Source organism: Frateuria hangzhouensis, from assembly GCF_026410505.1.
GTDB classification, from domain to species: domain Bacteria; phylum Pseudomonadota; class Gammaproteobacteria; order Xanthomonadales; family Rhodanobacteraceae; genus Frateuria_A; species Frateuria_A hangzhouensis.
This window is the reverse complement of sequence record NZ_JAPMIU010000005.1, coordinates 76,058-97,895: the sequence shown is the minus strand read 5'-3', so window position 1 is coordinate 97,895 and position 21,838 is coordinate 76,058. Positions and strand designations below refer to the sequence as shown.

The 21,838-nt window shown below is 69.6% G+C and carries 18 protein-coding genes and 1 riboswitch; of the genes, 9 read left to right on the top strand and 9 right to left on the bottom strand.

What is annotated here, in order from left to right:
- Window positions 1–186: 186 nt before the first annotated feature.
- The 3 genes from OSC30_RS07060 to OSC30_RS07050 form a co-directional block, all read right to left on the bottom strand.
- Window positions 187–651 carry a hypothetical protein gene (locus OSC30_RS07060; RefSeq protein ID WP_267171140.1) on the bottom strand — a complete coding sequence of 155 codons (465 nt, stop codon included), beginning with the start codon at window positions 649–651 and terminating at the stop codon, window positions 187–189.
- Between the two features lie 80 nt (window positions 652–731).
- A complete protein-coding gene (locus OSC30_RS07055; RefSeq protein ID WP_267171139.1) occupies window positions 732–1,670 on the bottom strand; it encodes an oxygenase MpaB family protein in 939 nt (312 codons plus the stop codon).
- A 65-nt stretch (window positions 1,671–1,735) separates the two neighbouring features.
- On the bottom strand, window positions 1,736–1,888 hold the full coding sequence (locus OSC30_RS07050) for a hypothetical protein (protein WP_267171138.1): 153 nt from the start codon (window positions 1,886–1,888) through the stop codon (window positions 1,736–1,738).
- Window positions 1,889–2,190: 302 nt separating this feature from the next.
- On the opposite strand from OSC30_RS07050, the gene OSC30_RS07045 reads away from it, so the two are divergent.
- On the top strand, window positions 2,191–2,652 hold the full coding sequence (locus OSC30_RS07045) for a metallophosphoesterase family protein (RefSeq protein ID WP_267171315.1): 462 nt from the start codon (window positions 2,191–2,193) through the stop codon (window positions 2,650–2,652).
- A 306-nt stretch (window positions 2,653–2,958) separates the two neighbouring features.
- Window positions 2,959–3,828 (top strand): CPBP family intramembrane glutamic endopeptidase, encoded by an 870-nt coding sequence (locus OSC30_RS07040; protein ID WP_267171137.1) that lies wholly within the window; start codon window positions 2,959–2,961, stop codon window positions 3,826–3,828.
- Window positions 3,829–3,856: 28 nt separating this feature from the next.
- Here the strand turns inward: OSC30_RS07040 and OSC30_RS07035 are convergent, their stop codons facing one another.
- From OSC30_RS07035 to OSC30_RS07020, 4 genes are all read right to left on the bottom strand, one after another.
- Window positions 3,857–4,297, bottom strand: a complete 441-nt coding sequence (locus tag OSC30_RS07035; RefSeq protein WP_267171136.1) for a nuclear transport factor 2 family protein — start codon at window positions 4,295–4,297, stop codon at window positions 3,857–3,859.
- A gap of 40 nt (window positions 4,298–4,337) precedes the next feature.
- Window positions 4,338–4,922 carry a nicotinamide riboside transporter PnuC gene (gene pnuC, locus OSC30_RS07030; protein ID WP_267171135.1) on the bottom strand — a complete coding sequence of 195 codons (585 nt, stop codon included), beginning with the start codon at window positions 4,920–4,922 and terminating at the stop codon, window positions 4,338–4,340.
- On the bottom strand, window positions 4,922–7,087 hold the full coding sequence (locus tag OSC30_RS07025; protein ID WP_267171134.1) for a TonB-dependent siderophore receptor: 2,166 nt from the start codon (window positions 7,085–7,087) through the stop codon (window positions 4,922–4,924). Before OSC30_RS07025 ends, pnuC begins: the two co-directional genes overlap by 1 nt.
- 63 nt (window positions 7,088–7,150) lie before the next feature.
- Window positions 7,151–7,248: riboswitch (TPP riboswitch) on the bottom strand.
- A gap of 303 nt (window positions 7,249–7,551) precedes the next feature.
- Complete coding sequence (locus OSC30_RS07020) at window positions 7,552–8,679, bottom strand: phosphotransferase enzyme family protein (protein ID WP_267171314.1); 1,128 nt, start codon at window positions 8,677–8,679, stop codon at window positions 7,552–7,554.
- Between the two features lie 276 nt (window positions 8,680–8,955).
- Between OSC30_RS07020 and OSC30_RS07015 the strand changes: the two genes are divergently transcribed.
- From OSC30_RS07015 to OSC30_RS07000, 4 genes are all read left to right on the top strand, one after another.
- The gene (locus OSC30_RS07015; protein WP_267171133.1) at window positions 8,956–9,762 is read left to right on the top strand and encodes a sulfotransferase family protein; all 807 of its coding nucleotides are present in this window, start codon (window positions 8,956–8,958) and stop codon (window positions 9,760–9,762) included.
- Window positions 9,763–9,861: 99 nt separating this feature from the next.
- Window positions 9,862–13,707 (top strand): autotransporter domain-containing protein, encoded by a 3,846-nt coding sequence (locus OSC30_RS07010; protein ID WP_267171132.1) that lies wholly within the window; start codon window positions 9,862–9,864, stop codon window positions 13,705–13,707.
- 327 nt (window positions 13,708–14,034) lie between these two features.
- On the top strand, window positions 14,035–14,937 hold the full coding sequence (locus OSC30_RS07005) for an AEC family transporter (protein WP_267171131.1): 903 nt from the start codon (window positions 14,035–14,037) through the stop codon (window positions 14,935–14,937).
- Window positions 14,938–14,977: 40 nt separating this feature from the next.
- Window positions 14,978–15,385, top strand: coding sequence for an RNA-binding S4 domain-containing protein (locus OSC30_RS07000; RefSeq protein ID WP_267171130.1), 408 nt, complete (start codon window positions 14,978–14,980; stop codon window positions 15,383–15,385).
- Window positions 15,386–15,389: 4 nt separating this feature from the next.
- On the opposite strand, the gene OSC30_RS06995 is transcribed toward OSC30_RS07000, so the two are convergent.
- Window positions 15,390–15,863 (bottom strand): Lrp/AsnC family transcriptional regulator, encoded by a 474-nt coding sequence (locus OSC30_RS06995; protein WP_267171129.1) that lies wholly within the window; start codon window positions 15,861–15,863, stop codon window positions 15,390–15,392.
- Between the two features lie 93 nt (window positions 15,864–15,956).
- On the opposite strand from OSC30_RS06995, the gene OSC30_RS06990 reads away from it, so the two are divergent.
- Window positions 15,957–17,153, top strand: coding sequence for a trans-sulfuration enzyme family protein (locus tag OSC30_RS06990; RefSeq protein ID WP_267171128.1), 1,197 nt, complete (start codon window positions 15,957–15,959; stop codon window positions 17,151–17,153).
- A 180-nt stretch (window positions 17,154–17,333) separates the two neighbouring features.
- On the opposite strand, the gene mutS is transcribed toward OSC30_RS06990, so the two are convergent.
- Complete coding sequence (gene mutS, locus OSC30_RS06985; protein ID WP_267171127.1) at window positions 17,334–19,964, bottom strand: DNA mismatch repair protein MutS; 2,631 nt, start codon at window positions 19,962–19,964, stop codon at window positions 17,334–17,336.
- Between the two features lie 196 nt (window positions 19,965–20,160).
- On the opposite strand from mutS, the gene OSC30_RS06980 reads away from it, so the two are divergent.
- Complete coding sequence (locus OSC30_RS06980) at window positions 20,161–20,661, top strand: CinA family protein (RefSeq protein WP_425474736.1); 501 nt, start codon at window positions 20,161–20,163, stop codon at window positions 20,659–20,661.
- Window positions 20,662–20,791: 130 nt separating this feature from the next.
- Window positions 20,792–21,823, top strand: a complete 1,032-nt coding sequence (recA, locus tag OSC30_RS06975; protein WP_267171125.1) for a recombinase RecA — start codon at window positions 20,792–20,794, stop codon at window positions 21,821–21,823.
- The last annotated feature ends 15 nt before the right edge of the window (window positions 21,824–21,838 follow it).

Below are 21,838 nucleotides of genomic sequence, written 5' to 3'. Positions count from 1 at the left end.
AAGATCGCGATCCGGCGGCCTTTTTCCCGTCCTCACCGCCGCGCTGGCCAACCGTTTTTCAGTCGCGCGTGCGCTGCTTGTCGAACATCGCAACACCGCTGCCTGCGATGATCCTCAGGCTGTTTACCTCGCACGTAGCTCCGCGATCGAATGCGACCTGAAGAGTCCCGGCCGGGAACGTACGCGTCAGGTACCACGAATCGATTGCTGCTTACGGGTTCCAGCGAATTGTGCTTTCCGTTCGCGTGCAACTCCAGCCCGCGGGGCGTTGCTTTCACGGATAGGTGCTGGATCTCCAGATCGGCATCGAGGATTCCCAACAGCTGCGGACTTTGGTCGGTTCGCCGGCTGTAATTGCCGGCGAACCGGTCGAAACAGTTCCACGGCTGCGACCGCGCTGGTTTTGACCGACCAGTCGCCAGTCCATCCGAGCGCATCGGACACGGCGTTGCGGATTTCATCTCCCAGCACGTCGCCGTTCCTGCCGTTGGTGATGACGACCAAGCCGTCGCCGCTGTCCAGGCGTCCCTCGATGTAGGCCTTGTAGCTGTCATTCGCTCCGGCGTGATGGAAGATGCGGGCGTTGCCTCCGCCGGCCAGGCGTGGGCCAAGACCAAACGTGCCCAGCGTCGAAGGTGGAAAGACGAACAACCGATCCTACCGGGGCGCAATGGCTGCCATCAAATGGACCGCGCCGAGTATCCGAGCCGACATGAGTCCGGGGTTCGCGATCAGAGTGTCGTCTCGCTTGGCCAGCGTCGCATCGCCTCTGGCGCCATGCCGACCCGCCGGCCCGCGCGGCTGACCACGCCATCGGTCAGCGCCGCACGGAACGCCGGTGCCATCGACCACAGCACGCGCGCAGCCAGGCGCGCCTGTTGGCGTTGCCGCGGCGTTTGACGCAGCAGGTCGCTCGCCCATCCCGGCAGCAACGCGATGCCGGCGTTGAGGAAGACGTCGCGGGAGAGGCCGGCGAGCGGGACGGGCAGGCGCACGCCGGCGAGGATGCGCAGCACTTCGCGCGAGCGGTCGGTGTAGGCCAGTTGCGGCTGGACGCGGGCGAAATAATCGGCCACGTCCGCTTCCGAGGCCGGCACGTCGCGTGCGCCGAGCGCCTCTGCGATGCGGCGCACTTCGTCGTAGTAGCGGTCGGCGATGGCGCGGGGCACGTCGCGGTGGGCGAAGCGGCGGTAGCCGGCAAGGAAGCTGTGCGCCTCGGTGACGTGCACCCAGGTCAGCAGCGCCGGGTCGTCCGCGCTGTAGGGCGTTCCGTCTTCGCCCATGCCATGCACATGCGCGTGGATCCGGCGCACGCGTTCGATCAGGCCCTCGGCGGCTGCACGCGGAGCGTAGGTGGTGGCGCCGACGAAGGTGGTGGTGCGGCGCAGCCGGCCGACCAGGTCGCCGCGGAAGTTGGAGTGGTCCCAGACGCCGGCCAGGGCCAGCGGGTGCAGCGTTTGCATCATCAGCGCGGCCAGGCCGCCGGCGAGCATGCCGGGGAAGTCGGCGTGGATGCGCCAGGTCACGCTGTCGGGCCCGAACAGCCCCGGGTCAGCGTGTGGCTGGTCGTAATCCAGCGTGCCGCCGGGATCGCGCGGGAAGGCGCCCAGTACCCAGCGGCGGATCGGTTCGTGCGTGGCACGGTGCAGCAGCTGCAGGGGCGAAGCCATGGCGCAAGTATAGGTTGCGCCGTTCGCCATCGAACGGGGAAGCTCGTTGCAAGCGTGGAAGCGACTCAACCTTCCGTGTTTGCGCTGGCGACGGCTTGCGCCTGGCTGGCAGCCACGGCCGTGGGGGTCGGCAGGATCAGCATGGCGCTCATCACCGCGAGGCAAAGCAGCATGCAGGCGGCGAAGAGACTGTGCAGCAGGACGGTTTCGAGTTTCATGGTGGTTCTCCGCGGGGTTGAAGGAAGCTTTCGCGGATTGGATGGCACAACGCGTGCCAACGTTTAAAAGCCCCATACCATGCGGCTTCACCCCGGTCGGGTCCGGTTTGGACGGCTGTCCGCGGACGCTCGGCCGCCATGTCCGGACAGATCCGGCGGACAGATTCGGACGCGAAAAGACGGATTGGCCTTCCATTCCCGCCGGGAGTGCCATGACGGCACGGTCGCGTCGGGTGCGCTACCGTGCAGGCCTGCATTCGCCGGTCGGCGTGCGGCCGCCCATCCGTGAGGTGCCGAACACGATGCTTCGCGTTGGTCTGATCTCCGATACCCATGGCCTGCTGCGGCCGGCTGCCCTGGATTTCCTGCGCGGCTGCGCACGCATCATCCACGCCGGTGACATTGGTGACGTCGCGGTCCTCGAAGCGCTGGCGACCTTGGCACCGGTCACCGCGGTGCGCGGCAACAACGATCACCAGGCGGTGTTGACCGGCCTTCCTGAAACGGCGCAACTGGAACTGGACCACGTGCAGCTGTACGTGTTGCACAACCTCAAGGAGATGGCGATCGATCCGGCCGCGGCCGGCGTGAACGTGGTGGTCTCGGGACATTCGCACAGACCGCTGGTGGAGGAGCGCGAGGGCGTGCTCTACGTCAACCCGGGCAGCGCCGGGCGGCGAAGGTTCAAGTTGCCGATCGGCGTCGGCGAGCTGGTCATCGATGGGCGCGAGGTGATGCCGCGGATCGTGGAGCTGGATGGCTAGGTGACTGCCCGGTCGCGCACCCCCGACCTTTTGCACAGTTTTTTTTCCGGTCGCGGCACGCGACGTCATCAGGTTGCTGCATGCGGCCAGAGTCCTGCAGCAGCGCTGGCCCGCGGCCAGGGAAAGCGGTAGACCCTCGCCGCCGCATTCCGTCCCCGGCGTGCGGGCCGCTTCGCAGCGTCGCGGCCCGGCAAGTTTGCCTTGGTGCACGGCTTGGCGATCTCATTGTTCATGAAGCCGCCGGCAGGCTTGCACGTGTCCGGCGGCTGCCTTATGGATGGACCTTCCACCAGGGCGGAGGGGACCATGGCCGACACACGCAAATCCTCGGGCATCGGGTTGTTCCTGTTGCTGGCGTTCGGACTGAGCAGCGTGTTCTACGCACTGGTGATCGCCACCGGCCACCTTGGCGGGGCGAGAGGCATGTACGTGACCGGGCTGATGTGGTGCCCCGGCATCGCCGCACTGCTGACCTGTCGCCTGCGCGGCGAGGGACCGGGCAGGCTGGGCTGGCGCTGGGGGGCCTGGCGCTGGCAGTGGGTGGCGTATCTGGTGCCGCTGGGCTATGCCGCGGTGGCGTATGCGATCGTCTGGAGTACGGGTCTGGGCGGCTTCGGCAATACGCAGTTCGAGGAAGCCATCGGCAAGGCGCTCGGCTGGGGTGATGCGCCGGCCTGGCTCAACACGACGATGTACTTCGTGCTACTTGCCTCGGTGGGGATGGCGCGCAGCCTGACCACCGCGCTGGGCGAGGAGATCGGCTGGCGCGGCTTCCTGGCGCCCGCGCTGGTGGCGCGACTGGGCTTCACCGGCGGCGCGCTGGTCACGGGCGCGATCTGGGCGGCGTGGCACCTGCCGATCCTGTTGTTCGCCGACTACAACGCCGGCACGCCCTGGTGGTTCGCCATGCCGTGCTTCGTGGTGCTGGTGCTTTCCAGCAGCGTGGTCATGACCTGGCTGCGGTTGCGCTCGGGCAGCCTGTGGACCGCGGCGGTGATGCACGCAAGCCATAACCTGTTCATCCAGGCCTTTTTCACCCCGATCACCACAGCGCGTGGCGCCATCACGCCATACGCGATCGACGAGTTCGGATTCGTGCTGCCACTGGTAATGGTGGTCGTGGCCGTGGCGTTCTGGCTGCGGCGCGGGGCGGTGACCGTACCGCAGGGGGCGTAAGTTCAACTCTCCCGGCGTTACCGGGTATTCACTTCGCCGGCGGGAACCACACCGCGGCGATCTTGCCATCGCGTACTTCGTAGATCGCGAAACTGTCGGGGAGTTGCCTGCCGGGCGGAAGACCGTGCAGGCGTTCCAGGTCGACCACGATCGGGCCACTCGCGGTGCGATCGAGGATTTCAACGTGGAACGCCTGGGTCTGCCTGGCAATCAAGCCGGCATAAGCCTGCTTGATCGCGGCCTTGCCCTTGACCGGCGGGCGCTTGCCGGAGAGGCCGGTCATGCTGGCATCGTCCGCGTAGCAGGCGGCGAAGGCCTCCACATCGTGCGCGTTGTAGGCATCCACCTGCGCCTGGACGATCTCGCTCGGGCTGCTCGCGGGCGTGGTCGAGCCGCAGGCCGCCATGGCGTGGGCGGGGAGCAGGGTGAGCGCCAGTGCCATGGGGATCGCCAGCAGGGGTTGGGTCATGACCGGTCCTTGAATGTGAGCCTTGGGGTACAGGGCCCGCTCACCCGGTGGCCGGGTGCGCGCCGGGCAGAGCCTGGTCGGCCCGGCGCCAGTCGCGCAGGCCGATGGCGGCCAGGACCACGAAGCCAGCATAGAGCACGGCCGTGATCAGCAGGTCCTTGTAGACGTACTCGCCCACGTAGATTACGTCGACCACGATCCACAGCCACCACGCGGCAACGTGGCGGCGCCCCTGCCACCATTGCGCGACCAGGCTGAAGGCGGTGAGCCCGGCGTCGAGCCAGGGCAGCGCGGCATCGGTGAAGCGGTGCATGGCGTAGCCGAGCGCGAGTGCGCCCGTCGCGCCGACCAGCAGGTGCGCGGCGAGCAGGCGCACGGGCAGCCGGGCGATCTGCACGCGGCCGTCGCTGTCCAGGTGCCTGAGCCAGCGCAGCCAGCCGTACACGATCAGCACGGCGAAAGCGCCCTGCAGCAGCGCGTCCGAATAGAGCCGGGCGTGCACGAAGATCCAGCCGTAGACCAGCACCGAGGCGAAGCCCACCGGCCAGCACCACGGTCGGCGTCGCGCGGTGAGCCAAACCGCCCACGCACTCAGCACGGCGCCGAAGAGTTCGATCGCATCCATCAGAAGGCGATGCTCACGGACAGGCGTGCCAGGCGTGGCGCGCCGGGGAACAGGTAGCTGTCGCCGAGCGCGCTGCCGGTGTCGCGCCAGTAGAAGCGGTCGAACAGGTTGTCCACCGACAGGCGCGCGGTGAGTGCGTGGCCGTTGACGGTGGCGGCATAGCGCAGGCCGGCGTCGAACACGTGATAGGCATCGACGCGCACGCGGCCGTCCGGCGTGGCCGCGTTGGCCGAGGCGTAGCGCCAGCCGCCGAGCAGGCTGAGCTGCGGCGCGAAGGGCAGGCGGTATTCGGCATGAACGGTGGCGCGCAGGCGCGGCACGTTGACCACCTGGTGGCGTTCGTATGCGTCGATGCCGGTGTCCTGCGCGCGGGCGCGGATCAGGCTAGCGCTGGCGGTGATGCCGAGGTTGTCGCTGACGCGGCCGTGGGCGCCGAGCTCCAGCCCGGTGTGCACCTGCTCGCCCTGCTGCACGAAGGTGAAGCCGGCGGCCGAGTCGTCCGGACGCGCGAACTGGTAGGGCTGGCGGATGCGGAACAGCGCGGCGGACAGATCGAACGCGCCGCCCGTGGCGTACTTCAGGCCGGCCTCGAGCTGGCGCGACAGGCGCGGTGGCAGCATCTGGCTGTCATTGCTGGTCCAGTACGGCGCTTCCCTGCCCAGCGAGAGGCCCTCGCTGTAGCTGATGTAGGCAGTGAGAGGATCGACCGGCTGCCACAACACGGCGGCCTGGGGCAGCGTCCTGCTGAGGCGGGTGTCGCGTTCGAGGGTGCCGTCGCCATCGTAGGCGCGCTCGTGCAGCCGCACCAGGCGCGCGCCGGCCAGCAACTGCCACCGCTCTCCCAGATGCAGGCGGTCGAGCGCGAACAGCGATCGCTGCCAGCTGGTGAGCCGGCGCACCGAGGCACCCGGCTGGTTAGGCGACGGGGCGAACCGCGGCGGATCGAGGTCGGCGATGTTGCCGGTGCCGACGTAGTCGTAGACGTCCGCGCGCTGGTCGTTGAGCCGGCGGAATGCGCTGGCGCCCAGGGTCAGCTGCTGGCTGACGGCGCCGGTGTCGAAGCGGCCTTCCAGCGTGGCGCGCGCCTCGTCGTCGATGCGCGTGTCGTCCGGGCTGCGGAAGTCGTAGATGTCGTAGTCGCCGTTGGGCGCGAAGAAATTGCCCGGCGCCTCGCCGCTGGCGCACCCGGTTGCGTAGAAACAGCCGTAGGCGAACGCGACGTTGTCGTCGATCACGCTGCGGCTGTGGCCGGCGGCCAGGCGCAGGCGCCAATCCTCGCTGAGCGCATAGTTGAAGCGCGCGCCGGTGTTGGCCGCATGGATGGAAACCGGCTGCTGCCAGGGCTGGTAGCCGAGCAGGCGCGTCGGATCGGCGTGTTTGGGAATCGTGTCGCCGCCGAGCAACTGGTAGCCGGAAACCGAGCGCTGCGCGCTGGCCTGGTAATCGCTGTCCAGCTCCAGCGTGGCATCCGGCGTGATGTGCCAGTCGGCCGCCAGGGCGTAGAAGTTGCGCCGGCCGTCGGCGTGCCGGACGTAGGAATGGATGTCCTCCCAGGCAAGGTTGGCGCGCAAGCCGATGTTCGGGCCGAGCCAGCCGCCGAGGTCCAGCGCGCCGTAGCGCGAGCCGTGCGAATCGGTGCCCAGCGTCACCTCGCGCACGTCGGCCGGGCGCTTGCTGACGAAGTTCACCACGCCGCCCGGCTCCATCACGCCCGCCTGCAGCCCGGCCAAGCCCTTGAGCACCTCCACCCGCTGCTTGTCCTCCAGCGCGACCGGCTGTTCGCCGGCGATGGCCAGGTTGTTCAGGCGCAGGCCGGTGGCCAGGTCCAGCGGATAGCCGCGGATGGCGATGTTCTGGTAGTAGCCGACCGGCGCGTAATTGTCGCCCAGCGAGGCGTCCTCGCGCGCCAGCTCGCTCAGCGTGCGGATCTGGCGGTCGTCCAGCTGCTTGCGCGTGACCAGCGTGACCGCCGCGGGCGTGTCGTGCAGCGATGCATTGCCGTAGGCGTCGAGGGCGGTGCCATGGCGGTCGTCATGGGTCTGGCCCTCCACGCGCACGGGCGCGAGCTCCTTGGCCTGGCCGGCGTCAGGCAGGTCGGCGGCGTGCGTGGCGGGGGCCAGCGCGGACAGAAGGGCGAGCAGCAGGGACGTGCGGGGAATATTCATCGTCGACTCGTCGGCAAGGGGACACGAACGAAGCGACGGCCAGCCGCACGTCCGGACGGACGCGCGACTGCTTATCAAGCTCCCTACGCCGGTACAAACCGGATCAGGTTCCAAGGGACTCTCTCAGCCCGGCGTTTTGCCGGGCACCCCCGCTTCAAGACGACTATTGAAACACGGAATGGACGTCCGGCCCAAGCGGGAACCTCGAATGACTCGTCGTGCGATGTTTTCGTAGGAGCTCACTTGCGGGCGATGCTTCTGCCGGTGCCATCAGGCGTAAGGGCATCGCCCACCAGTGGGCTCCTACAGTGGGCGTCGAAAGCTTTCGGGCTTTTTTCGAGGTTCCCAAGCCGTTCGCCGTGAGCGCAGGCGGCGGGCGGAGTCGACCGATGCGCAAGTCGCCGTTGTGGACGCGCACCCATGGGGCGCGGGCATCCAGCTGAAGCACTCGTGCAGGGCCTTCGTCAGGCCAGCGCGCGGATGGCATCCAGCAGCATCCGTCCCGGCGGCGTGGCGAACCACGCGGCGTGGCCGAGCAGGAAGGTGTGGTAAGCCACGTCGGCGTTGGCCGGCGAGTGCGTGACCGCGGTGAAGTACTCGACTTCCGACAACGCGAAGTCTACGTGCACCAGCGGCAGCAGGTCGGCCAGCAGATGGACGTCCGCTGCAGTCAGTGCGCGCTGACTGCGATAGCCGTCGACCAGCGCACGGGCGGCCTGCGGATGCGCGGCATCGTCGTCATCGAGCGCCAGCCAGGCCACCGCGTTGCGCTCGATCGCCGTGGCCAGGTCGAACAGCGCGAACGTGCGTGCCGCCAGTCCGAAATCCAGCACGGCGGTGATGGCCGCCCGCGGCCCGCGGCCGCTCCAGCACAGGTTGGAGACGTGCCAGTCGCCATGCGTCCACAAGTCCGGCTGTGCCGCCAGCCGCGCCTGCGCGCGCTCGTGGAAGGGGGCCAGGATCGGGCCGATGTCGGCGCGCCAGTCGCGCTGCGCCAGGTAGCGGGCCAGCCCCGGCCGCTGCGAGCATTGCGCCGCGATCGCCGCCAGTGGATCGGCCGCCTCGATCAGCTCGCTGCGCGCCACCAGCAGATGCGTGCCGCGCTGGCCGGCGGCATAGCCTTCCGCCGCGTCGTGCAGGCGGGCGAGCATGGCGCCGGCCGTGTACGCGTGATCCCGATCGAGCAGCGGTGTCCAGGAAGCGCTCTCGCGATAGAGATCGATGCCGGTGGCGGGTGCATGCACTTCGTAGGTCCACTCGCCCCGCTCGATGGCGGTGTGGCCGGAAATGGCGGCAAGCACGCCGGGAACAGGAAGGCCCGCCTCGCGCAGCCAGGCCATGAAGGCATGCTCCTCGGCCAGCGTGGCGGCCGTGCGCACGCTGCGATGGTGGCGCTTGACGAATACGGTGCCGCCCGCGGTATCGACGAGCGCGGCCGCCGAAAGCGGCCGCGGGCTGTGCCAGCGGATCGCGCCCGGCCGCAGGGCATAGCCGGCCAGCAAGGCGCCCACTTCCCGCGGCACAAGCGGCGGCCAGTCGGGCGATACGTCCTCGTCGGCCAGGCCGTGGACACGATGGCAAGAGCTGGTCATCCAGGGCGGGAACACAATGCGGATAGCCATCCATTATGGCCCGGTCGCCGCCCCCGGGCATGCGGCGCCGCGAGGACATGACCGGAATCTGCCGTCTTCTACGCATTCCTCTGGCAGGCGCTCGCCCGGCTCGTTACACTGTCAATGAAATGTGAACTACATCACATTTTCTGAGTCGGAGCGGCACGCCCCGTCTCAGTGAGTTTACGGCTGTCCGGGCGTTCCGCGGTCCCCCGCGGCTCCGCCGTCCGGGCCGGTCTAGCGACAGGGGACAACATGCGTTTTCATTTCATCTCGGGCCTGCCGCGCTCGGGGTCGACCCTTCTTGCAGCTTTGCTGCGCCAGAACCCGCGCTTCCACGCGGGCATGAGCAGCCCGGTCGCCGGCATGGTCGCGGCGTTGCTCGGGGACATGAGCGGGCGCAACGAGTACTCCGTGTTCATCGACGACGCCAAGCGCCAGCGCGTGCTGCGCGGCGTGGTCGAGAACTTCTACGCCGACCTGTCGAACCCGGTGGTGTTCGACACCAACCGGGCCTGGTGCGCGCGCATGGGCGCACTGCGCGCGATGTTGCCGCAGTCGCGGGTGATCGCCTGCGTGCGCGACATGCCATGGGTGATCGACAGTGTCGAGCGGCTGGTGCAGCGCAATGCGTTCCAGCCGTCGTCGATCTTCCATTACGCGACCGGCGGCACGGTCTACTCGCGCGCCGATGGCGTGGCCAACGGCGAGGGGCTGGTCGGGTATCCGTACAACGCGCTGAAGGAGGCGTTCTTCGGCGAGCACGCGGGCAACCTGATGCTGCTGCAGTACGAAACCCTGGTCGGCAACCCGCGCGCGGCGCTGGCCGCGGTGTACGACTTCATCGGCGAGCCGGTGTTCGAACACGATTTCGAGCGCGTCGAATATGACGCCAGCGCATTCGACCGCAAGGCCGGCACGCCCGGCCTGCATGACGTACGCCCCAGGGTCGGCGCGGTGCAGCGCGACACGGTGCTGCCGCCGGACGTGTTCCGGCGCTTCGAGAACGACGCGTTCTGGCGCAACCCCGAGCTGAACCGGCGCGACGTGCGCATCGTCTGATTTTCCCTTTTTTCTTACGGACGCCGCCCCGCGGCGGTCGTCCTCGCGTGACCCATCCGAACCGGCGATTCCGGGCAAAGAAAATCCAAGGAGCAGCGAGTGAACAAGGTGTACCGATTGGTCTGGAACCGTGCGCTGGGCGTCCTGCAGGTCGCTACCGAGCTTGCCAGCAGCCCGCGCGGCGGTGTGTCCGCGTCCCCGGCCAGCGGCGCGGCCCGTGGGGCGGCCCGCAGCCCGCTGGCGCGCGCCTGTCTGGTCGCGCTCGCGCTGGGCCTGGGCGTGGCGGCGCTGCCCGCATCGGCGGCCAGCCCGACATTCGTGGTCACGTCGGCGACCGACAACGGCGACACGGGCGTGCCCGGTTCCCTCAGCTGGGCGATCGCGCAGGCGAACGCACAGCCGGGGAGCGTCATCAGCCTGCAACTGGCCAGCGGCGGCAGCATCACCGAAACCGGCACGCTTCCCTCGCTCGATTGCGAGGTGACGTTCACGTCCCCGTCGGACGTGACGCTGAATGCCAACTTCCACGGTGAGGGCACGCTCAACTGGGCCGGCGACGGCATCCTGACGCTGACCGGCACGCAGCAGGACGTGGCCTGGAATCTCGTGAGCGGGACGCTGCAGCTCGGCCGCGGCGATGGCGCGGCCGCCTTCGTGTACGGCGCCAACCGGGTCGAGGCCGACGGCGGCGCCGGCGTGACGGCGGGCGACGGCACCACGTTGAGCGTGGACGCCGGCAGCGAGGTGGTTGGGGGCTACGGCTGGATGGGTGCCTACAGTGGCGGCGCCGGCGTGATCGCCGGCGCCGCCACCATCGACAACGCCGGCGTGATTGCCGGCAGCCAGGGCAGCGCCGGTTTCGATGTCGAGGGCATCGAGGGCAGCGAGGGCGAGGTCACGGGTAGGGCCGCGCAGGGCGGCGGCATCGGTGGCGCGGGCATCCAGGGCGAGGGTTTCACCCTGGACAACGTCGGCACGGTCAATGGCGGCATGGGCGGCTATGGCGGATCGGGCGGCACGATCATCGGCAACTACGGCGGCGCCGGCGGTGCCGGCGGCGCGGCGGTGACCGGCGCCGGCTTCACGGTGTCCAACAGCGGTTTCCTCCAGGGCGGCATCGGCGGTTATGGCGGCCTGAGCGGCTACGGCGGCGCTGGTGGCGTCGGTGGCGCGGGCGTCTCGGGCGAGGCGTTCTCGCTGGCGAACACCGGCTCCATCCGCGGCGGTACCGGCGGCATCACCTCGACCGAAAGCTGGCTGGCCGGCACGGCCGGAACCGGCGGCGCCGGCGTGAGCGGCAACCAGTTCCAGCTCGACAATCGTGGAACCATCGGCGGCGGCTTCGGTGGCCAGGGTGCCGCTGGTTACTTCGGCGGCAGCGGCGATGGCGGCGTCGGCGGGGCGGGCGTATCGGGCAACGGCTTCAGCGCATCCAACCGCGGCACCGTCACGGGCGGCAACGGCGGTGCCGGCGGCAACGGCGGCAAGTACAGCAGCGAAGAGGGCATACCCGAAGGAGGCTTCTCCCTCGCGACCGCGGCGGGCATGGGCGGTGCGGCGGGCGCGGGCGTCAGTGGCGCCGGGTTCTCCTTCGACAACCGCGGCACGGTTGCCGGCGGCAATGGCGGCAACGGCGGCAAGGGCGGTGCCGGCTACGGCCCCTACGCCGACGAAATGGATATGAACTACCGCCCGGCGAACCCGGCTGGCGGCGCTGGTGCCGCGGGCGTCAGCGGCACCGGTTTCACGTTCACCAACGCCGGCAGCATCGCCGGTGGCCATGGCGGCAACGGCGGCACCGTGACCGCGTATGGCAAATACGGCGGTGGCGGCAACGGCGAATACGGCCCGACCACTGCGCCGGTGCTGACGGCGGCCGCCGGCGGCGCCGGTGGCGCGGGCGTCAGCGGCGCCGGGTTCACCTTGACCAACACCGGCTCCATCACCGGTGGCGACGGTGGTGCGGGCGGCTATGCCTCCACCGTCACGGCGCCGCCGGTGCTATTGCTGGCCGCCAGCGAAACGGCCAGCGAGACCGATGGCGAGGAAGTTATTGTCGGCCCGGCCGGCGCCGGCGGCGCGGGCGTGGTGGCTACCGGCGGTGCCACGTTGATCAATGCCGGCACGATCGCCGGCGGCCTGGCCAACGACGGCTACGGCGCACGCGCCAACGCGGTGGATTTCTCCGGTGGCCACAACACGCTGGTCGTGCAGGCCGGCTCGAAGCTGGTCGGCAACGCGGTCAGCCACAGCGGCGCCGGCCAAGATGGCGACACGCTCGCCCTCGGCGGCGATACCGGCGGCAGCTTCGCGCTAGGGCAGATCGGTGCGGTCGGCAGCAAGGCCCCATACCAGGGCTTTGCCCGTTTCCTCAAGTCGGGCAGCGGCACCTGGACCTTGAGCGGCACGGCCGCCGGCGCCCAAGGCTGGACGGTCGCCGCGGGCGAACTGGCCGTGGACGGCAAGCTGGCCGGCCAGTTGGTGGTGGACCAGGCCGCGCGCCTGTCCGGCAACGGCACGCTGGGCAGCCTGGACCTGGCCGGCACGCTGGCGCCGGGCCATTCGATCGGCACGCTGACCACCACCGGCGATGCGGTGATCCGCGATACCGCGGTGTACGAGGTGGAAACCGACGAAGCCGGCCACAGCGACCAGCTGGTCGTTGGCGGCAAACTGGTGCTGCAGGGCGGCACGGTGCTGAGCCTGGCGAAGGACGGCCACTACAACCTCGATTCGCCCTACACCATCATCAAGGCCAAGGGTGGCATCGAGGGCCGGTTCGCCGCGTTCGAGAGCTCGCTGGCGTTCCTCACGCCGACGGTCGATTACCTCGGCAGCACCGTCACGATGACGCTGCTGCGCAACAACGTGGATTTCTGCGCGGTGGCCAGCACGACCAACCAGTGCGCTGTCGGCGGCGCGCTGACCGCGCTCGGCAGCGGCACGGTGCACGACGCGCTGCTGACGCAGGACGCCGACACGGCGCGCGCGGCGATGGCGGAGTGGTCGGGCGAATCGTTCGCCTCGACGCGCACGGTGTTGCTGGACGACAGTCGCTTCGTGCGCCAGGCGATGGGCGATCGCCTGCATCGCGCGGATGGCTCGCGTGACAACGCGCGCGCGATCGGCGAGAGCGCGGGCGCGGTCTGGGCCACCGGTTGGCAACACGCCGGCCACGTGCCGGGCGATGGCAACGCCTCGCGTGTGCGCAGCGACGGCCACGGGCTGCTGCTGGGCGTGGACGCCCCGCTGGGCGACCAGTGGCGCGTGGGCGTCAGCGCCGGCCTGGGCCAGGATGTGGCCCGCGTGGATGCGCTGGGCAGCGAAACCTCGGTGCACAGCAAGCACCTGGGCGCGTACGCCGGCGCCGCGTGGGGCGGCTGGACCGCGGAGGGCGGCCTGGCCAGCAGCTGGCACGATATCGCCAGCACGCGCCAGCTTACCGCCGTACTGCCGGCCAGGCTGCATGCCGATTACCACGGCCGTAGTCATCAGGCGTGGCTGGAAGGTGGCTACCGTATCGCCTTCACGCGCGGCCAGGTGCAGCCGTTCGTGAACGTGGCGCACGTGGCCGTGCAGACCGACCAGGCGCAGGAGCAGGGCGGTGCGGCAATGCTCACCAGCGCACGCGAAACCACCGAGGCGACCTTCGCCAAGGCGGGCGTGCACGGGCAGTGGCAGCTCTCCGGCGATGCGGCGGTGATCTACGGCACGCTGGCATGGCGCCACGTGGACGGTGACCGCACGGCGGTGGCGCAGCAGAGCTTCGCCGACAGTGGCCGCTTCACGGTCAGCGGTGCGCCGCTGGCGACCGACGCGGCGGTGGTGCAGGCGGGCTTCGACTTCGGCCTGTCCCGCCACACCCGCCTGCGTGCCGGCTACGACGGCGTCCTCGCGGGCAGCCGCGACAGCGCGGTAAAGGTCAGCTTCCAGGTGACGTTCTAGTAAACCAAGGCACGTGCTGGACGAAAAAAGCCCCGGAGCAATCCGGGGCTTTTTTTCTGGTTGATCACGCTACCGGAAACATGGCGGTCATTCTCCCCGGCAATGCGCAGTCGCCCACGAACCGGGGCGGGTCGCGCTCGACCCGTCGGCAGCCATGATCCCGGCTCCTGTAGGAGCGCACCAGGACGCGACCGCCATGTCCCATCGGTGCCACGCGGCCGCGGACAGGTGCGCTCCTGCCATATGGGGCGCGGTCGCGTGCGGGGAACCCCACCTCCGTCGTGACTGCGGCCCGCTAGACTTCCGTTTTCCCTGACCGGCCCTGGCATGAGCGCGCTGCTGTTGTTGTTCACCTGCCTGGTGTTGGGCGCGCTGGTGGCGCGCCTGGCGCGCCCGCCGGCCGGGCTGGCCGCGGGATTGAACTGGTGGGTGATCAACGTGGCGCTGCCGGCGCTGGTGCTGGAGTTGATCCCGAAGCTGCGTTTCGATCCGAAACTGTGGTTTCCGATCGCGGCGATGTGGCTCACTTTCGGCGGCGCGTGGCTGGTGTTCGGCTGGCTGGGGCCCCGGCTGGGCTGGTCGCGCGGGCGCACCGGCGCGCTGATCCTGGTCTGCGGGCTCGGCAATACCTCGTTCATGGGCTATCCGCTGATGCAGGCGCTGTACGGTCAGCCGGGGCTGACGCTGGCAGTGGTGGCGGACCAGCTGGGCGCGTTCCCGGTACTGGCATCGCTTGGCATCGTGGTCGCTTGCCTCTACGCCGGTCGCAAGCCGGAGCCGGCGATGATCGTGCGGCGCATCGCCACTTTCCCTGCGTTCGTGGCGCTGCTGGTAGGTATTGCCGTGGGCGTGCTGGGCGGCTGGCCGCCGGCCGTCGAAGCTGTGTTCGCGCCGTTGGGGGCGACCCTGACGCCGCTGGCGCTCTTCTCGGTCGGATTGCAGTTCAGGTTCCACCCGGGCGAGCGCCAGCTGGCGGCGGCCGGCCTGGGGCTGGGCTGGAAGCTGTTGCTGGCGCCCGCGGCGTGCTGGGTGCTCGGCGTCGCCACGGGCGTCGGTGGGTTGGTGCTGAGCGTGGGCGTGCTGCAGGCGGCGATGGCACCAATGGTGTCGGCGACCATCCTGGCCGACGAGTACGGGCTGGATCCGCCGCTGGCCAACACCATCCTCGGCGCCGGCATCGTGCTGTCGCTGCTCACGATACCGCTGGGCAGCGTGCTGCTCGGTCCTTAGATCGGCGCCGGCGGCGATGGCGGGCCTCTACAATGGCGGCATGACCTCCACCCCGAACAACGAGGCCGCTGCCGTGCGTGTCGACGTGTGGCTGTGGGCCGCGCGCTTCTTCAAGACACGCAGCCTGGCCAAGCAGGCGATCGACGGCGGCAAGGTCGACGTCAGCGGCACCGGCTGCAAGCCGGCCAAGGCGCTGCACGTGGGCGACCGGCTGCAGATCGGACGCGGCGAGGAGCGCCTGGAAGTGGTCGTGCTGGCGTTGTCCGAGCGCCGTGGTCCGGCGCCGGATGCGCAGGCGCTCTACCAGGAGACCGAGGCCAGCCTCGCCGCGCGCGAGGCTGCGCGGGCGCAGCGCAAGCTGGGTGCGGCCGGGTTGTTGCGGCCGCCATCGCGGCCGGACAAGCGCTCGCGGCGGCAGATCCAGCAGTTCAAGGAGCACCAGGGCTAAAGGATTACTCCACCGCCGCGCGATAGACCGGCAGGTCGACGTTGCGCCTGAAGCTGAAGATCAGGCTGGTCTCGATGTGCGCCACCTCGGTGCGGGTGGTGAAGGCGTCCAGCGCGAAGTCGCGCAGTTGGTCGCTGTCGCGCACGGCCACGTGCAGCAGGTAATCGTTGGCGCCGGCCACGTGGTAGAAGGCGAGTACCTCGCGCAGCGTCGACAGGTAGCTGCCGAAGGCGTCGAGATCCGCGCGGGCGTGGCGCGCCAGGCGCACGCTGATCATCGCCTGCAGGCCGATGCCGAGCGCCGCCGGCGCCACCTCGGCGTGATAACCACAGATCGCGCCCTGCTCGCGCAGCCGGCGTACCCGTTCCAATGCGGTGGAGGGCGCCACGCCGACCCGCTCGGCGAGCGACTTGTTGGGCAGCCGGGCGTTCTTCCGCAGTTCGCGCAGGATGGCGAAGTCGATTCGGTCCAGTTGCATGAAGAGGCCCTTTGGCGAAACGGAATTCGGCAAGCCGGTTGCCGGTGCCATGGTCATTCTAGCCTTCGCGCCATGCATCGAATGGAGAGGGCCGTGAGCGACAAGCAAGCGCACCTGGAAACGCTCGGCGTCCACGCCGGCCGCGAGGACTTCGCCGAGCTGGGCGTGCACGCGCCGCCGCTGGATCTTTCCACCACTTATCCCGTGCGCGACCTGGCCGAAGGCACCGCCAGCTTCGACGCGCTGGTCGGCGGGGCGGCGCGGGCGGCCAATCCGATCTACGCGCGGCTGCACAACCCGACCGTGGCGCGCTTCGAGCAGGCCCTGGCGCAACTGGAAGGCACCACCGATGCGGTGGCCTTCGCCTCCGGCATGGCCGCGATGTCGGCCTGCCTGCTCGCCGCCGGCCAGCGCGGCAAACACGTGCTGGCGGTGCGGCCGTTGTACGGCACCTCCGACCATCTGCTGGCCTCGGGCTTGCTGGGCATCGCGACGCGCTGGGTGCGGCCGGAGGACGTGGCCGGATCGATCGAGGCGGATACCGCGCTGGTGATCATCGAGACGCCGGCCAACCCCACACTGGACCTGGTCGACATCGCGGCCGTGGTACGCGCCGCCGGCAAGGTGCCAGTGCTGGTCGACTCCACCTTTGCCACGCCGGTGCTGCAACAGCCGGCCTCGCTGGGCGCGGCGCTGGTGCTGCACAGCGCCACCAAGTTTCTCGGCGGCCACGGCGACGTCATCGCCGGCGTGGTGGCCTGCGACGGCGAGTGGGCGGCCGCGCTGCGCCAGGTGCGCGCGGCCACCGGCGGGTTGCTGCATCCGCTGGGCGCCTACCTGTTGCACCGCGGCCTGCCGACCCTGAGCCTGCGCGTGCTCAAGGCGCAGGCCAATGCCCGGGTGATCGCCGAAAAGCTGGCCGCGCATCCGGCGGTGGCGCGGGCGTGCTATCCGGGGCTGGGTACGGTGGCCAACGCACATCTGGCCCGGACACAGATGCGTGGTCCTGGCAGCCTGCTGGCCTTCGAGGTGCATGGCGGCCACGCTGCGGCCGCGGCGGTGATGGCGTCGGTGCGCCTGGCCACGCCGGCGGTGAGCCTGGGCTCGGTCGATACGCTGATCCAGCATCCGGCCGGTCTCACCCACCGCGTCGTCGACGCCGCCACCCAGGCCGACTGCGGCATCACCCCGGGCCTGCTGCGGCTGTCGGTGGGCATCGAGCATGTGGATGATCTCTGGGCAGATCTTGCCCGGGCGCTCGATGTGGCGCGCGAGTTGGAGGCGGCCTGAGGTGTGGATGGGCGCACCTGCTGAGACTTGATCGCGAACTGGGGCTGGCGTATCGCAACACTCAAGCCAGGCTGCGCCCGTCCTTTGTGGAGCCCACTTGTGGGCGATCGGTTGGCCAAGAGCATCGCCCACAAGTGGGCTCCTACAGGTTTATCGGTGGGCTGATGCGCGCGGAGCGTGTTATCCGATCGCCTTGAGTCGGTAGAGCGCCTCCAGCGCCTCGCGCGGTGTCATCGCATCGGGGTCGATGGCTCGCAGCGCTTCCTCGACCGCCGAGGGCTGCGCGGCGAACAGCCCCAACTGCGGTGAGGGCGCGGGCGCGGGACCGGGCGATGCCTGGCCGTGCATGCCACGCTCCAGTTCGGCGAGCGTGCGGCGCGCATCGGCGATCACGCTGCGCGGCAGGCCGGCCAGCGCCGCCACCTGCAGGCCGAAGCTGCGGTTGGCGGGGCCTTCCTTGACCGCGTGCATGAACACCAGTTGCTCGCCGTATTCGACCGCGTCCAGGTGCACGTTGGCGATACCGTCGTATTCGCCGGCCAGTTCGGTCAACTCGAAGTAGTGCGTGGCGAACAGCGTGAACGCACGGCTGGCGGTGGCCAGATGGACAGCGGCGGCGCGGGCCAGCGCCAGGCCGTCGTAGGTGCTGGTGCCGCGGCCGACCTCGTCCATCAGGACCAGGCTGTGCTCGGTGGCGTTGTGCAGGATGTTGGCCGTCTCGCTCATCTCCACCATGAAGGTGGACTGGCCGCGCGAGAGGTCGTCGCCGGCGCCGATGCGGGTGAAGATGCGGTCGACCGGGCCGATGCAGACGCGCGCCGCGGGGACGTAGCTGCCGATATGGGCAAGCAGCACGATCAGCGCGTTCTGGCGCATGTAGGTGCTCTTGCCGCCCATGTTCGGGCCGGTGATCACCAGCATGCGACGGCTGCCGTTGGGAGATGCGTCGGTCAGATCGAGGTCGTTGGGCTCGAACGGCTCCTCGCGCACTTTCTCCACCACCGGATGGCGGCCGCGTTCGATGCAGATGCCCGGCGCGTCGGTAAGGTCCGGCGCGCGCCAGTCCAGCGTCTCGGCGCGCCCGGCCAGGTTCGCCAGCACGTCGAGCTCGGCGATGGCGGCGGCGGCGTCCTTCAGCGGCGCCAGGCGCTCGATCAGCGTGGCGAGCAGGCTGTCGTAGAGCGCACGCTCGCGCATCAGCGAACGCTCGCGCGCCGAGAGCACCTTGTCCTCGAACGCCTTCAGCTCTTCGGTGATGTAGCGCTCGGCGTTCTTGGTGGTCTGGCGGCGGGTGTAGTGCGTGGGCGCCCGTTCCGCATGCGCCTTGGTGATTTCGATGTAGTAGCCGTGCACGCGGTTGTAGCCGACCTTCAGCGTCGGGATGCCGCTGGCGGCTTTCTCGCGCTCCTCCAGCTCGACCAGGAACTGGTCGGCGTTGGTGGACAGGCGGCGCAGTTCGTCGAGTTCGGCGTCGTAGCCTTCGGCGATGACGCCGCCGTCGCGCTGCAGCACCGGCGGCTGCGCGACGATCGCCCGCTGCAGCAGGGCGGCGGTATCGGCATGGTCGCCGATGCGTTCGACCAGGCGGGCAAGGAGCGGATCGGGCTCCATTTGAAGAGTGTGGCCATGGATGGCCGCTTTTTGATTCTCGCGCTCATGGATGAGCGCACAAATACCGGGCGCGGCGGCAAGGCCGTCGCGCAGGGTGGAAAGGTCGCGGGGACGCGCCGAGCACAACGCCACGCGCGCCAGGATGCGCTCCAGGTCGCCGATGCCGCGCAGCGTCTCGCGCAGCGGCTCGTAGGCGCGCGCCTCGATCAGCGTGGCGATGGCCTGGTGACGCAGGCGCAGCGTGTCGCGCGCGCGCAGCGGGCGGTTCAGCCAGCGGCGCAACAGGCGCGCGCCCATCGGTGTCACGGTTTCGTCCAGCACGCCGAGCAGGGTGTGTTCGATGCGGCCGCTGGGGTGCGTGTCCAGTTCCAGGTTGCGCCGCGTGGCCGCGTCCAGCGCGATGGTTTCGCCGGCGTTCTCCACCGCCATCCCGGTCAGGTGCGGCAGCGCGCTCTTCTGCGTCTCCTCGACGTAGCCGAGCAGGCAGCCCGCCGCGGCGATCGCCAACGGCAGGCCGTCGACGCCGAAGCCGGAAAGGTCGCGCGTGCCGAAGAAACGGTTGAGCTCGCGCCGGCCGGCACCGGCATCGAAGTGCCACGGCGGCCGCTTGCGCAACCCGGGCAGGGCGGTGACCAGCTTCGGCCAGGCGCCGTCTTCGCCGATCAGCGTCTCGGCCGGCTGCAGGCGCGCCAGCTCCGCGGCCAGCGCCTCGGCGCTGCCCACCTCGCTGAGCAGGAACCGGCCGGAACTCAGGTCCACCCAGGCCAGGCCGAACGCGCCCTGCGCGCCGGCGTGGATCGACAGCAGCAGGTTGTCGCGGCGCTCTTCCAGCAGCGCGGCATCGGTCACCGTGCCGGGCGTGACGATGCGCACCACCTTGCGCTCGACCGGCCCCTTGGACGTGGCCGGATCGCCGATCTGCTCGCAGATCGCGACCGACTCGCCGAGTTTCACCAGCCGCGCCAGGTAATTCTCCGCCGCGTGGTAGGGCACGCCGGCCATCGGGATCGGCGCGCCGGCCGACTGGCCGCGCTGGGTCAGGGTGATGTCGAGTAGCCGCGCCGCCTTGCGGGCGTCGTCGTAGAACAGCTCGTAGAAATCGCCCATCCGGAAGAACAGCAGCACGTCCGGGTGCTCGGCCTTTTGCGCCAGGTACTGGCGCATGAAGGGGGTATGCGAGGCGGAATCGTTGAGGTTCATGCAGGAAATTCGTCGGACGTCGCTGGCCGCGTTGATCGCGCCGGAAGCGCCCGAGTTTACATGGGGCGATCCGTCGACCGGGACGTTTGCGACAGGTCGCCACGCCCATTCCCCGCGGCAGCACAGGACGTTTCTTGCCGCCGCGCCCTCCGGGCGGTAGAACGGCGCTTTGCCTTACCGGAAGTCCGCCGTGTCCCTGCCTGCTCCCACCGATGCCGAGCTCTCCACGCTGGCCGCCCAGGTCGCCACCGACCTGCAGCAGCATCGCCTGATGCTGGTCACCGCCGAATCGTGCACCGGCGGCTGGATCGCCAAGGCGCTCACCGACCAGCCGGGCAGTTCGGCGTGGTTCGACGCCGGCGTGGTGGTCTACAGCTACGAGGCCAAGGAGGCGCTGCTGGGCGTCAACCCGCGCACGCTCGAGCACGCTGGCGCGGTCAGCGAGGAGACCGTGATGGAGATGGTTTCCGGCGCCATGGCGCGCTACGGCGCCGGTGTCGCCGTGGCAGTCACCGGCATCGCCGGACCCGGCGGCGGAACGCCCGACAAGCCGGTCGGCACGGTCTGGATCGGCTGGAAGCGCCGCGGCGGCTATGCCCACGCGCAATTGTTCCATTTCGCCGGCGATCGTGAGGCAATCCGCCGCCACAGCGTGGCCGCGGCGCTCAGCGGCGTGCGGAAAGCGCTGACGGAATGACGCGCCTTTTCCCGGCGGCGGGACTTGACGGGTGTGGGATACTTGGGGCCTCCGCAGACCATCGCAGCCCGTGAGATTCCGACCGGGCAAGATGCGCTCACTCCAAGCCACACCACCCGGGATTCCCACGATGGACGACAACAAGCGCAAGGCGCTGGCCTCCGCCCTTGGCCAGATCGAAAAGCAGTTCGGCAAGGGTGCCGTGATGCGCCTGGGCGACCGCAGCAACGAGGCCATCGACACGGTTTCCACCGGGTCGCTGGGCCTGGACATCGCGCTGGGCATCGGCGGCCTGCCGCGCGGCCGCGTGGTCGAGATCTACGGTCCGGAATCCTCGGGCAAGACCACGCTGACCCTGCAGGCCATCGCCAGCTGCCAGAAGAGCGGCGGCACCGCCGCCTTCGTCGATGCCGAGCACGCGCTCGACCCGACCTACGCCGAGAAGCTCGGCGTCAACGTGGCCGACCTGCTGATCAGCCAGCCGGATACCGGCGAGCAGGCGCTGGAAATCGCCGACATGCTGGTGCGCTCCGGTGCGGTGGACATGGTGGTGGTCGATTCGGTGGCGGCACTCACGCCCAAGGCCGAAATCGAGGGCGAGATGGGCGATTCGCACGTCGGCCTGCACGCGCGCCTGATGAGCCAGGCGCTGCGCAAGCTCACCGCCAACATCAAGAAGACCAACTGCCTGGTGATCTTCATCAACCAGATCCGCATGAAGATCGGCGTGATGTTCGGCAGCCCGGAAACCACCACCGGCGGCAACGCGCTGAAGTTCTACGCCTCGGTGCGCCTGGACATCCGCCGTATCGGCGCGGTCAAGAAGGGCGACGAGGTGATCGGTTCGGAGACCCGCGTCAAGGTGGTCAAGAACAAGGTCGCCCCGCCGTTCCGCCAGACCGAGTTCGAGATCCTCTACGGCGAGGGCACCTCGCGCGAGGGCGAGATCATCGAGCTGGGCGTGAAGGAGAACCTGATCGACAAGTCCGGCGCCTGGTACAGCTACAACGGCGACCGCATCGGCCAGGGCAAGGAGAACGTGCGCCAGTTCCTGCGCGACAACCCGGCCATCGCCAACGAGATCGACCAGCAACTGCGCGCGCGCCTGCTGGTCGGCAGCAAGCCGGCCGCCGCCGCCGAAGAGGCGCTCGAGGAAGCCTGAGCGCGTGACCAGGCC

Bases quoted from the DNA above. Each gene is read 5' to 3' on its own strand.
- OSC30_RS07055 (WP_267171139.1), bottom strand. From the start codon at position 1,670: ATGGCTTCGCCCCTGCAGCTGCTGCACCGTGCCACGCACGAACCGATC.
- OSC30_RS07050 (WP_267171138.1), bottom strand. From the start codon at position 1,888: ATGAAACTCGAAACCGTCCTGCTGCACAGTCTCTTCGCCGCCTGCATG.
- OSC30_RS07045 (WP_267171315.1), top strand. From the start codon at position 2,191: ATGCTTCGCGTTGGTCTGATCTCCGATACCCATGGCCTGCTGCGGCCG.
- OSC30_RS07040 (WP_267171137.1), top strand. From the start codon at position 2,959: ATGGCCGACACACGCAAATCCTCGGGCATCGGGTTGTTCCTGTTGCTG.
- OSC30_RS07035 (WP_267171136.1), bottom strand. From the start codon at position 4,297: ATGACCCAACCCCTGCTGGCGATCCCCATGGCACTGGCGCTCACCCTG.
- pnuC (WP_267171135.1), bottom strand. From the start codon at position 4,922: ATGGATGCGATCGAACTCTTCGGCGCCGTGCTGAGTGCGTGGGCGGTT.
- OSC30_RS07025 (WP_267171134.1), bottom strand. From the start codon at position 7,087: ATGAATATTCCCCGCACGTCCCTGCTGCTCGCCCTTCTGTCCGCGCTG.
- OSC30_RS07020 (WP_267171314.1), bottom strand. From the start codon at position 8,679: ATGACCAGCTCTTGCCATCGTGTCCACGGCCTGGCCGACGAGGACGTA.
- OSC30_RS07015 (WP_267171133.1), top strand. From the start codon at position 8,956: ATGCGTTTTCATTTCATCTCGGGCCTGCCGCGCTCGGGGTCGACCCTT.
- OSC30_RS07005 (WP_267171131.1), top strand. From the start codon at position 14,035: ATGAGCGCGCTGCTGTTGTTGTTCACCTGCCTGGTGTTGGGCGCGCTG.
- OSC30_RS07000 (WP_267171130.1), top strand. From the start codon at position 14,978: ATGACCTCCACCCCGAACAACGAGGCCGCTGCCGTGCGTGTCGACGTG.
- OSC30_RS06995 (WP_267171129.1), bottom strand. From the start codon at position 15,863: ATGCAACTGGACCGAATCGACTTCGCCATCCTGCGCGAACTGCGGAAG.
- mutS (WP_267171127.1), bottom strand. From the start codon at position 19,964: ATGAACCTCAACGATTCCGCCTCGCATACCCCCTTCATGCGCCAGTAC.
- recA (WP_267171125.1), top strand. From the start codon at position 20,792: ATGGACGACAACAAGCGCAAGGCGCTGGCCTCCGCCCTTGGCCAGATC.